The following is a 12,678-nucleotide window of genomic DNA, read 5'->3' as shown; positions in this document are numbered from 1 at the left end:
AAGATCAAGGTGTTTTAATGTAACATCATGAAAATAAAGTAATTATAAAGGTTGGTTTCACTTTTTGGGATTGCTGATTTAAAGACGATAGGAGCCTGAAACGTATAATATTTTTGAGTGATTTTATGTCGGATTATCTGCGGTTAGAACGAGCGTAAGATGTTCTCATACTGTTCACTTAACCTGGAGATTTTGATGATGAATATCAATAACAACAACGATTTAGAGGTGGTCGAGGCTTGCCCTGTGGAGAAGCGAACCCTCGCACACGAGACGATACTGTGCCAAATGGGGCGTGTCAATGACTGTAAGCTTGTGACACTGAAGAATTGCAGTAAATCAGGGGGTAAGCTTACTGCCAACGATGTAAAAATCATGAAAATAAGCCCCAAAGGCCCTTCTAAATTTTATGTTCAGGCCAAATATCCAAAAAGCCAATTTGATAATGACTTGGAAGTATTTGCATCTCGGACGAAAGATGCGGCCTTTTGGTACAGTTCAAAGCAAGCGTTTGCGGCCGTTTATTGTTGTGAATGCTCTGATGATGCTCGCAAGCACCTGAAGTCTATTATGACTCCGCCAAATTGTGAGTTACGCATCCTGTCAAGCGTACGCCTTGGTCGGAAAAATATCAAAATTTCAAATCAGCCTAAAGTCTTGACACATTACGAAATAGCAAACCGAATCAGCTCGGAAGACTGGCTCCCTCATAAGCCATATTCAGAACTTGGAGACTACGCGATGTCTCTTGATGAACTCGCTGTTCCACCGACCCTGTTCAGGGTAGCGCAGTCGATATGGATGCGAGGCAATACCAATTTTGATTATGTTATCGCTTCAATCATCGGTCTTACGGGAGCCATTCTTGCTCAGGATTTCAGGGTAGCAGTGCATAAGGGCGCCACAACTTATGTATCCCCTAATATCTGGGTAATGAATGTTGGTCATCCATCTGCTGGAAAAACACCGGTGATGTTAGCAGCCTTAAAAAATGCAAGCAGCTGCGTGTTTCAGCGTGACGAAAGTCGGGAGCGGAAGGAGGAAATGGCAAAGCAGGTAATACATCAACAACTTAAGAACAGCCTGATTAAAGCTGTCAACAATAGTGATGATGAAGAAAGTCCCTCTCTTTCAATAGACGAAGTAGAGCTCCACTGCCAAGCAAAACTAGCGAAAATTATGCCCAAGCACATAAATAACAGAGGAGTTCACATTTCCACTGACACAACTCTTGCAGCGCTTTATAAGTTGATGCAGCTCGGACGGCCGATTGCATATGTTGCCGATGAAGGTGGAGCATTCTTTAAAGGTTTAGAAAAACCTGATGCTTCGTCCTCAGCACTTCGCGGCATTTTTTTGAATAGTGAGTCAGGTAATGGGCATCTGAACATCTCACGTGCGAATCAAGATGATAAGGTCATAGAGAAGGCTGTAGTTTCAGTACTTGCAGGTATTCAACCCGATGTTTTGGGGCCATACATCAGTGCTGCTCAATCAGGTAGTGGTAACGACGGGTTGCTAAATCGTTTCCAGTGGATGGTGCTCCCCGTCACAGCCTATGACGCCCCATCAATTAAAGGTGGATTTTCTGAGCTAAAGATTATCACTTGTAAGCAATTTTTTGATTCTCTTGCCAAATGGCGACCTAATCGGCGGTCTAGTGCAAGTGGCGACCATTTGCAGATTCATTTTTCTTGTCGTGCTCGTGAAGCTTACGGAAATTGGCTTATTCACCTGCAAGATGAGCGTCAAAAGTATGATCCTAAGCATCTGATGCACAGTCAGCTGGGTAAATACGAAGCGTTAGCTTGTAAATTAGGACTGATTTTTCAGGTATTCCTTAATTACGATCTTGATCGTGGGATATTTACGCCGATTAAATTCATTTCTGCTGAGGCTTTTGAATACGTTGAGCAGACTATTGACTATCTAAAGTCCCATGCGATGACCATTTTTGGGGCTGATGGGGTCGCTAAACAAGAAAAGTCCAAGCTTTTGTTTGAAAAGCTGAAGAAAAAGGGCGTGACAAGCATGTTGTCATTATCTGAAATGGCCCAATGCAATTGGAAGGGATTTAGTGGGCGCGGTGATGAAGCAAAAGACGCGATCCTAGAGGCTCTGCACTACCTCGAAAAGATTGGTTTGGTGAAGCCGAAAGTTAAAAACGGTAAGACAGTTTGGCAAATCAACCCCAAAGCTGTCTGGTAGACCTCGTTGATGTTTATGGGGAGCAACCCTCCCCCGCTTGGTTACTAGTGTGATTAGTGTGCAATCACAGAATCGTATCCACAGAAGAGAGTTACTGTTCTAGCAATACAGGAACACTACACTAAACACACTAAACACACTAAACACACTAAACACACTGAGTGGTTTCAAGTCTTTATAATACAACAGTATTTTTTGTTGTCTCTGTGTTCGTATACTAAGAGAGTAACGTATGACTTCTCATGTCGATAAGAACTTGCCTAGTGTGATTAGGGTTCATTCCGCCACGACCTATAAGCATGGGGTGGATGCTTGCAAAGAAGCAACGAACCGACTGATATTACCGGCGAGTAGAACCTGTAATATCCCGAAGACAATAAGGCAACAGTTGAAAGCTTGGTACAGCCATAAGCCAAAAAACAGGAAGTTCAGCAAAAATATGCTTGCCAAGCTGTCCAGCTACATGAGGGCGATGTTGGAAAATCCCTGTGGTTATGGCTGCGAGCCATTCATCGACATGTTGTATCTGACAGTGGATGTGGATTCTTCAGTTTCTGACGGTTTAGGTGAAGCGGTGACGCAATATGAAGGGAACCAACTCAAACTCAAGAAAAGTGGTCAAACATGGATGCTTAAGAATAACAAAGAAGTTTACCTAAACTTCGCATCGTTCACTAACCGCGAGAATTCGGTAATCCGTATCTACTGGGGTCTACATGATAAGGTTAAAGAATACCGCCCGAACCAGCGGCTTCTGAAAATTGCATTTAACCCAGCAAGGCATACAGAACATGAACTTATCGAGTTTTTTCAGTGGATAAAGTCAGTGATAGGAAAGGGCGCTAAGGCTCTGTTGAAAGCTGCGAACGTGACACGAATTGACATCGCTATGGATCTGTTCGGTGTGCCGCTACGTTATCTTCTCATTGACCGTCCGAACGTCAAACATATCAATTACCACCAGAATCAGGCTGCTACAGGCAAGCTCGTCGGTACGCAAAAGTTTGGTAACCCGGAGTCAACTTGCTTCCATGTCTACGACAAGGTTCAAAAATACTGCGATGTAGGGCCCGGCTTTGTTCCGCTGCCTGGTTACAATGTAGAAGGTACTGAGTACATCCCCATAACTCGAGCAGAAAAGGTATTTAGACCTGCAGATACAGTGCCAGTGAGCCTTGGTAACCTGGAGGACGTACCTTACTTTCTTAAGGGCACCCGTATCTACTGTCCAACATTGATCAATTTGCTGACACCGGGGCAAAAGCTTAAAGTAAAGCAATATGGCTTTGCGTACTGGTTTCGAGAACTGAAGAAGCAACGTTGGGCACACAAGAAGCAGATGAGCAGACACTTGCTCAAGGAGGATCGCAATACGCTGCATGCAGTTCAGATAACCGCCCTAAAGCGATTGAAAAGACTGATATTGTATAGCTAAGGAGACCTGCAGATTTGATGATACAAAAGATGAAACATAGTCTTTAAATACATAAGCTTAGAGCCACCTTTTATATGGTAATATTGGAAATTTTTTGGTATAGTGAGGCAAATTTTCCTGCAGTTAAAAGCAAATGAACTCATTGGTAAAGCATAATGCCATTTTACGTGCTCAATTTACCACTCCGGATGCCTTTTTAATCAAGAGCTTATTGGACCTAGACACAATTGATCTGATACTGAGAGAGCTTCTAACAATTGAGGAAATGCGTGAGGCTGGAAGCTTTTTTACTGGGCAGAAACTTGCAACGAAAGCAGTGTCATCACTGCAAAAACCTATAACGTTCAGTTCAGTAGTATTAGATCCTACCTGCGGTGCAGGAAATTTGCTCATAGAGTGTTCTAGAAAACTGGGTGTTGAATCAACTTTATCTGAAACACTTCAATTATGGGGAAGAGTTCTTTGGGGATTCGATATACATTTGCATTTTGTGGAGGCAGCCAAACTTCGACTTGTTATAGAGGCGCTTAACCGAGGAGTAATCCAAGATTGTGAATTAGACGAAGCCTGCGGTCTGTTATCTAATATAATGGTAAGAGATGCTATGAGTATTGAATCTGATCACCTTAGGACTGTCACTCATGTAATTATGAATCCACCATTTACCATATGGCCATCTCCGAAGAATAATTATTGGAAAGATGGAAAAGTAAATGCTGCTGGAATAGTAATGGATAAGATACTGCGTAATATCCCAGAAGAATGCAGTTTCTGTGCAATACTGCCAGATGTTTTACGATCCGGTAGTCGATATAATGGATTTAGAGATTTTGTATCCAACTATACGGATAGTTCCGTAGAAATATGGGGACGTTTCAATCGTAAGACAGATGTAGATGTTTTCTTGCTTTATGGGAAAGTTCATCAAGGTTCAAAAGAAACTCAATGGCATAAATCTGAATACGTGTCGACTTGTGTTTCTGATTTTTTTGACGTTCGTACTGGTCCATTGGTTTCATATAGAGAACCCAAAGAAGGAAATAAATACCCTTACATATATCCAAAAAATAGTCCCCAATGGGAAACATTAACAAAAGCAACTGAATTTAGACAGTTTAAAGGTCTAGTCATCGAACCTCCATTTATTGTCATTAAGAGAACATCCAGTCCTGCTGATAAATATAGAGCATCCGCAACTATAATAAACTTCAAGGAACCTGTTGCAGTAGAAAATCATATGATCGTTGTAAAGCCAAAGGATGGCAGAATAAGTACGTGCCGTGCGCTTTTAAATAAATTAGAAAGTCAGCAAGTCAATGATTTCCTAAATGAGCGAATTCGAGTTCGTCATTTGACCATTGGCGTTGTAAAAGAAATTCCATTTTGTAAGGATAAATAATGGTAAGACGATTTTTAAGCAAAAAACCATTTGACTTTTCTGCTCGAGTTCCTTTGCAACTTGGACGTGAGAGCATATCTAGTTCTACTGTAGCTGTCTCTGAGTTAATTAAAAACGGATATGATGCAGATGCAGAAAATGTAAACATAGAGTTTTATTTAAGATCGAATCCAGCCATTTCTACTATGATTATCAGGGATGATGGAAATGGAATGGATCTAGAAACGCTATACCGACACTGGCTGAAAATTGGGACAGATTTCAAAAATGGCGTTGAACTATCAGTTAGAAAGCAACGGATTCTTACAGGTGCAAAGGGACTAGGACGACTTGGACTTGACCGATTGAGTAAGAAAGTAATTTTATTCACAAAGACCAAAGGGAGCAGTACCGTTACTCAATTGGTTGTTGATTGGCGAAAATATGAAGGTACAAATATATCCATTTCGGAAATAGAACATGATATATTTGAGCATGATCTTCCTTTGTCCAATAAGTATGGAGATATTTTTTCTACAGTAGAGCAGTCTGGTACTTATTTGGTTTTGATTAGTCTCAAAGATAATTGGAATTCAGGGTTTCTTGATGATCTTAGAGAAGAACTTAGATTACTAATCTCACCATATCGTTCATCAAATGATTTCACAATAACACTCCACCGTGAAGTCAATAATACTAAATTTGAACCTGAGATTATTGATGCGCAAGAATTACTGAAAGCTGCCAGCTGGGAGATTAAGGCTCGGATAGGTAAAGATCATCGAGTCGAGCTAACTTTCAAAAATAATTCTAGCGGTCAGGAAATACGTCAGCCGCCAGTTCCGTGGAAGGAATGGATATCAAAGCAAGGCGATAAACCATTATTTGGACCTGTTAAGTTTGAATTTCACTACATGGTCAGGAAAAAGGAGTTTGCTGATAAAGTTGATATGACCATGCGGAACTGGTCCAAGTTCATGGAGTTAAATAGGGGGGTTAGAATATATCGAGATGACTTTAGAGTTAGGCCGTATGGTGAACCAACAGGAAAAGGGGATTGGCTTGACTTGGGTTTCAGAAAGTCACAAAGTCCCGGTGGTATTAAGCAAGGTGGCTGGCGTATCGGCCCAAGTCAAGTAATTGGTGCAGTCAGCATTTCTAAAAGTGAGAATGCAATTCTTAATGACCAGGCCAATAGAGAAGGGATTGTAGAGAATGAGGCATACCTTCAACTAAGAACATTTGTATTAAAAGTCATTGATACTTTTGAAGCTTTAGCTCATCAAGATGCAAAAGGGCATGAAGACTTAAATCTTGCAGATGAGCTGGAAAAAATCCTTAAACAAAAAGATGCCGAACTGAATAAAGCAATCAGTTCGATAAAGGCATATTCAAAACAAAAGAATAGAACTAAGAAAAAAATGCCACCTGCTCAAATCCTAATTCAGAGGCTTCGAGAGTTAGAGCGAGCAAAAATAGCTCATGAAAAAGCACTTGACGATTACTATCTTCAATTAAAGAAGGAAAGGGAAAAGCTTAGCGAGCAGAAAGACACTCTCTCAAACTTAGCTTCAATAGGGGTTCTTACAGTCAGCTTTGGACATGAAATTAGAAATCATTCTGCGATTGCGTTGAACAATGCAATAAGTCTAAAAATGATTTTGAAAAAATCAGAAGAAGAGAAAAAAGACATAAATTTTGAAATTGTAAATGGTACAGCTGACCGTATGGTTGTTGGTGCTAAATATGTCGATACATTCTCAAAACTCGCAATTAATAATATTAAGCCAGATAAAAGGGTAAGGAAAAAAGTAAACGTACCTGAAGCTTTTGGCTACATTTTTAGAATGATGGCGGATTCATTTACTAATATGGGAGTTAGATGGAGCTTTAGGTTTGATAAAATCAAGCCTGAAGATTTTAATGTGAGGTCGTTTGAAATTGACTGGGAAAGCATCGCAATAAATCTAATTACCAACTCAATATGGGCGCTAGAAAATGAAGATAGAGAAAAACGTGAGATTAGAGTAGTATTTGAGCGAGTAGGCGGAACTCGTTTAAGAGTTGGATTCCTAGATTCAGGGTGCGGATTGGAGATCGGCCAGGAAGATGCGATATTTTTGCCAATGCATAGCAGGAAAGTAGATCATAAAGGAAACTACATTGGTACGGGGATGGGATTATCAATTATTAAAGGCCAAGTTGAAAATCATATGAGCTCTGGCTCTATTACTGCCGAGCGGCACTCTAAACTTGGTGGTGCTGGATTCTATATCGAAGTTATTCAGGATATATAATTATGAATACTATCGTATTTATCGATGATGAGAAAATAGTAAGAGATACCTATAACATCTCAATGCAGTTGATGTTTGGTGATGACTATAATATAGAGTGTCTTGATGTGGAAAAAGAATTAGATGAAATGATCTTAGTTCTAGACCAGGTTAAAGATAAAGTCACTTACTTTATAGATGAGAAACTTAAACATACAGGTGTTGCAAAGTACACTGGAATTGAGTTGATCGAGAAGATTAGGTGTATTGATTCTAAAATACCTATCTATATTTTAACCAGTGCCGCAGATGATATTGATAAATACTTGGGTGATATCGAGTTTGTTATTGATAAAAATGATTGGGGATCTGTTGGTGGAGATGATAACTTCCTTCAACGATTTTTAAGGCATATCAATACCTATAAAGATATCAAAAGCGAACAAGCAAAACGCTTTGATGAATTATTCGGAAAATCGCTATTCAATACACTGACAGTTGAAGAGAAAGAGGAGTTTGATGCTCTTAATCTAATTAGAAGTAAAGTTTTAATTAATGAAGGCGTTATAAGCGAAAAAGCTCTCAATGAGTTGAAGTTAGTATCAGTTGAACTAAATGAAATCTACAAAGAATTAACCAAGGAATAGCTTGTGAATAACAACGGATTGTATTTCCCATCACTACATAGACAATCTATAGAATCTTATTATAGTAACAAAGGAACTTTTTACTCTACATATAATTGCAATTCTAATTACGTAAACATTTCAAATGACTGTCAAAATCGATGCGTATATTGTGATGTGTTAGTTGATGAGTGTGGTGGAGAACCACTTTCGCTAGATCACTTTAGACCTATCAATGTGTTTGGTGATAAATTTGATGGGATATTAAAATTTCATCCCTATAATCTATATCTTTCATGTCAAAAGTGTAATGTATTGAAATCAAATGATTGGAAGGGCTGTGTTGAAACTATTGACGGTCCAGCATTTATAAATGCAATGGGGTATGTTGATAGATTTAAAGTTGATGTTGCGAATTTTTTTGATGTTACATCTGATGGACTAGTTGTAAGTGTGGATAATGCTGGTCCAGCAGATTATATGATTGGCAAACTGCTCCTAAATAGAACAAATCGAGTTTATATTAGATTGCTTCGGCAAGTAAAGTTAAAAGCGTCAATGGTACATGAAATATTAACAGAGAATATGAAATCTTCTTTAGAAAGAATTGAATCAGGAAGAGAGAATGACCTGGACTTAAGTGAAGTTAAAGCTTTGGTAAAGTTACTTGAAAGGTTTAATAAATTGAACCTTATGACTAAATAACATTTGGAAAAATGTGACATTTTGTTCATGTTAATAACTATTAACATGCAGAAAGTCAAACGAGCCGGGTTAATAGTTCTTAACATGCAAAATTCTATACTCGGGACATACGTATACTCGAAAATCTTAAAGAGTATAAAAATCGTTATTAGAAACGATGAATAGTGTTAAGTTGACTAGTAACGATTCCCTTCACGTATTCACAGCGAATCAAAAATCATCTATATTGAGCCATCACTAACTCATTTAGGATATGCAGTGTCTGAATTTTTGGAGATTTTAACTCACGCTCGTCGTCTTAAAGCATCTGTAAAAGACCTATCAGTTGATGAGCTCAAAGATGTTTACGGAAAGCTGGACAAGATCATTGCAGGACGGGAAGAAGAAGCGAACGCTGAGGCTGAAGTAAATGCTGGGCGTTTGGCTAAGATAGCTGAACTTCAGAAGATGATTGAATCTGCAGGCTTGTCTCTAGATGAGTTGGGAGATGTTCCTGCTAAAGTAAAAGGCAAAAGAGCGCCTCGACCTGCTAAATACTCCATAGTAGTTGGTGGCGAAACTGTAACATGGACAGGACAGGGAAGGATGCCGGCCGTTTTCAAAGAACAAGTTAAAGGCGGTCGATCAATTGATGAATTTCTGATCTAAATCCTGCGCAAAAAACGGAGCGGACTTTAGGTAGTCCGTTCCGCTTCTCAATCATAGATATCTTGTTACTGGATTTATAATGCCAGCGCTGATGTTGACAATAGTATGCAATAGAAGAAGGCCAACGCAGCAGCCTTCAGAACGGCTTGATTAACCCTGTAACGAACAGAGTGTGGCTGTTTGCTCCAAGCGTAATAACCACGTGAATGAACATCCAGCATGTCGCACAGCCAACGCACTGGCCAGCTGTCACGGTGATCCTTGATAAAGAGTACCTCTGTCGGACAGCTTTGCGAAGTACGCCCAGCTTTTTTGAATGCCGCGCTCTTCGGTCGCCCGTTTGAGCTCCTTCTACAAATGTTTTATCTTTGTCTGCGCGTCCGCAAGACCATTGTGTTGTTTGTTATCTGGGCTGTACTTTTTTACTCTGGCATCAGACTATGGATGGCGATTCATCATAACCAAGTTCAACCAATAGCCTCACAATTCTCATCTGAAACGATTCTCGCTGCGTATCGATAATAGTACCGAGGGTATCCCTAGCGGCTACAGTCAACTGAAGCGGGAGAACAGCAATTGTCTTGGTATCCGAATGACACTTCATAAGATACGTTTGCTGATTTATCGTCGTTCCTATCTATCGCAAACCTGCTCCTTTCGATTGACCAGAGCAATGTTAAACTCATTTTTAGACGATTGAAGTTCTTATACCTAAATGGGTGACGATTGGCGAATTGTTGTAATCCTACTATCTTTAGTGAGTCAGTAGATTCTCCAGGGTTGAATTAGACTTACTTCCAAAGGTGGAGTTGGCTTACATGTCTTTGACTTGGATATATTTACTCAAACATGACGAAGATAGGGAGTTCATTGTTTCTGTTCATGGCGCGCTATATCGCTGATGTTTACGACATTGCTTATAAGTCTAGAGTAATGTGTACGGCGCGTACCTTCGATATTCACAGAAGGTTCCGAACAGTTGCTAACTCAAAGGGACTAGGAGAACATCATGCCTATCATTTTTATTCATGGCGTCAATAATCGCAATGAAGATGCTGATTACAAGCAAGGTGTTGCACGCAAGGGCCAGTTTCTCAGGTCTTTGCTTGCACCATGCATTGGTCTTGATGATGCGAAAGTCCTCATCAGTTTTCCATACTGGGGGGATCATGGCGTCAAATTCCGTTGGAACCAAGCGTCTGTGCCTTCAGGCTCTGAAGACGTTGAAAGGCTTGCATTGGGGATTTTAAGTGGAGGGGCTGAAAATTCCGACGTCTGGTTGGCAGAGGCTCGATTCCAATATGGTGAGCAAGGAGTCAACTTAAGAGAGCTCAGTAAATCCAAGGATTTCAATACAGCAGTAGACTTGGTTTGGGATACTGCTGCTTCCTTGATGGGAGCCGGTCAAGAGTGTGCTGAATTATTAGAGAGCTATTTGGCTTCGATGGCTTACGCTGACGACTATCCTGTGCCGACTTGGGTTTTCCAGTCAGAATATTTGCCTAATGAGAAGTTTGTCGAGCGATTGCTAATTGAAATACAACCCTACCGCCGCACGATTGCTGGTACGGAAGCACTGGGTTTTGGTAGCTGGTTTCAGTCGCTGAAAGAAGCTGTGGGCCGGCTGGCCAATTTACCAACTGATGCCGTTTCCTCTGTGGTGGTGGGTTTGGGACGTAAATCTCTCCACACCAAAGCTTCTCGCTTCCTCGGGGATGTGTTTATGTATCTGAATAATCGGGGAACATCGGCATGCCCAGGCGATATTATAAAGGATGTACTGACAAAATTAAGGGAAGCCCAAGCGGCTAAGCGCCCTGGAGATGACAAGCTCATTGTCATCGGACACAGTTTTGGGGGGGTGATTATGTACGATGTTCTGACTCATTTCGCCCCTGACATTGCGGTCGACGATTTCGTTACAGTAGGTTCTCAGGTTGCTTTATTCGAGGAGATGGCCTTGTATCGTTCCAGTGAACAAGAGCCGCCGACAAATCCGAAGGAAGACCGGCTCAATTGTCCTGATAATGTAGCTCGGTGGCTAAATGTGTATGACACAAATGACTTGTTCTCATTTCGGGCCGCAGCAGTCTTCAATGAAGTTGACGATTATCGCTTTGATACAGGTTACGGACTGTTAGATGCCCATGGTGGTTATTTTCTACGCCCAAGCTTTTACAAGCGTTTAGCCGCCCGCTTGGGCTAGGAGGACTGATGAGCCTTATTTTTGAATCGGTCTCAATTCAAAAAAATCCGAATGTAACTGCTACTCATGTGCTATTAGTCGGTTGTGGGGAATACCCGCATTTGGCTGCTGTAGGTTTTGGTGGATTGAAATCACTGACTTCCCCACAATTGTCAGCAGGGGCCATGGCTAATTGGTTCTTAAGCGGTCCTGATGCAATGCCGATAGGAGGGTTGCCTCCAGAACAGGCATTCCACAATCCGGATGCGCCGCTGGGGTCGCTTGTGATGTTGACCTCACCTGAAGCGCCATATCAGGCGCCATTCGGAGGGGAATTTCAAACAACGCGCCCAACTCTCATTAATATTAGGACTGCCTATTCGGAATGGCTCGCACGGCTTGGTTCAAACCCGAATAGTCGAGGCGTGTTCCACTTTTGTGGACATGGAGTAAGCGATGGCATCAGCCAGTACCTAGTGGCTGATGACTTTGGCATTTCACCAGACGATCCTTGGTCCGGTGTCTTTCATGTGTCTAACACCTGTCAGACGACAATTCGTAAGACAGCAGCTAGTCTATTTTTCCTAATCGACGCCTGTATGGAACTTAGCGAAGATCTAATCAATGAGATCGATACTCCGAAGGCTCTCATTTCCGGTCAACGGAATGGGCCGCCCCAAACTACTGAATGGGCGGTACTTCGTGCTACCACGGCAAACCGCCTTGCCTTCGCACCAAATAACGGTGTAGCCCGCTTCACAAACGCACTTTTGAAGGCTTTAAGAGGTCATTGCGGCAAACAGCGCGCCGTCGGGGTAGGGTTCGATGTAGGTGTTTCTGAGCTTCGTGACGCAACCGCAGCCTTTTTGGAGTTCTCACAACAGTCGATTACCGGGGAGCATCAGAAACTTGGAATGGCGGGGGGAGAGGGCAACTGGACTGTAGCTATGCATGTTCAGCAACGGCGTCCCTCAGTGCTTGTGGATATGGATGTGCAACCCGAGGGGTATCGACCAGTGGCGTGCGCTTTCATGGAGGACACAGCCCGGCGGCGGGAGTCCAAGGAGCTTACAAACGGCCCGGTGCAATTCGTAAAGGAGCAAGGAGAGTGGTCATACGGCACCAATGCTAAGAACAATGTCTACGCTGAACAGTATTATGGCAGACAATTCCTGACAAGTGCAGTCCATACGTGCCGATTTCGCATTCCTTGAGGA

9 protein-coding genes are annotated in these 12,678 nt (G+C 41.7%); all 9 read left to right on the top strand.

Going from position 1 to position 12,678, the window contains the following annotated elements:
* Positions 1 to 195: 195 nt before the first annotated feature.
* Positions 196 to 2,208 carry a DUF3987 domain-containing protein gene (locus LZP73_RS06305; protein ID WP_234233623.1) on the top strand — a complete coding sequence of 671 codons (2,013 nt, stop codon included), beginning with the start codon at positions 196 to 198 and terminating at the stop codon, positions 2,206 to 2,208.
* 232 nt (positions 2,209 to 2,440) lie between these two features.
* Positions 2,441 to 3,643, top strand: a complete 1,203-nt coding sequence (locus LZP73_RS06300; RefSeq protein WP_234233622.1) for a hypothetical protein — start codon at positions 2,441 to 2,443, stop codon at positions 3,641 to 3,643.
* 133 nt (positions 3,644 to 3,776) lie between these two features.
* Positions 3,777 to 5,042, top strand: a complete 1,266-nt coding sequence (locus tag LZP73_RS06295; protein WP_234233621.1) for an N-6 DNA methylase — start codon at positions 3,777 to 3,779, stop codon at positions 5,040 to 5,042.
* The gene (locus LZP73_RS06290; RefSeq protein WP_234233620.1) at positions 5,042 to 7,318 is read left to right on the top strand and encodes an ATP-binding protein; all 2,277 of its coding nucleotides are present in this window, start codon (positions 5,042 to 5,044) and stop codon (positions 7,316 to 7,318) included. The genes LZP73_RS06295 and LZP73_RS06290 overlap by 1 nt, the downstream gene beginning before the upstream one ends.
* Before the next feature lie 2 nt (positions 7,319 to 7,320).
* Positions 7,321 to 7,944 carry a hypothetical protein gene (locus LZP73_RS06285; protein WP_234233619.1) on the top strand — a complete coding sequence of 208 codons (624 nt, stop codon included), beginning with the start codon at positions 7,321 to 7,323 and terminating at the stop codon, positions 7,942 to 7,944.
* 3 nt (positions 7,945 to 7,947) lie between these two features.
* The gene (locus LZP73_RS06280; protein ID WP_234233618.1) at positions 7,948 to 8,628 is read left to right on the top strand and encodes a hypothetical protein; all 681 of its coding nucleotides are present in this window, start codon (positions 7,948 to 7,950) and stop codon (positions 8,626 to 8,628) included.
* 258 nt (positions 8,629 to 8,886) lie between these two features.
* Positions 8,887 to 9,276, top strand: a complete 390-nt coding sequence (locus tag LZP73_RS06275; RefSeq protein ID WP_234233617.1) for an H-NS histone family protein — start codon at positions 8,887 to 8,889, stop codon at positions 9,274 to 9,276.
* A gap of 1,009 nt (positions 9,277 to 10,285) precedes the next feature.
* On the top strand, positions 10,286 to 11,482 hold the full coding sequence (locus LZP73_RS06270) for a hypothetical protein (protein WP_234233616.1): 1,197 nt from the start codon (positions 10,286 to 10,288) through the stop codon (positions 11,480 to 11,482).
* A gap of 8 nt (positions 11,483 to 11,490) precedes the next feature.
* Entirely contained in the window at positions 11,491 to 12,675 is a 1,185-nt protein-coding gene (locus LZP73_RS06265; protein ID WP_234233615.1) for a caspase family protein, read from the top strand.
* Positions 12,676 to 12,678: the final 3 nt, after the last annotated feature.

The organism is Shewanella sp. AS16, from assembly GCF_021412365.1.
Taxonomy (GTDB): Bacteria; Pseudomonadota; Gammaproteobacteria; order Enterobacterales; family Shewanellaceae; genus Shewanella; species Shewanella salipaludis.
The sequence above is the reverse complement of the archived record's forward strand: the minus strand, read 5'-3'. Positions and strand labels throughout refer to the sequence as shown.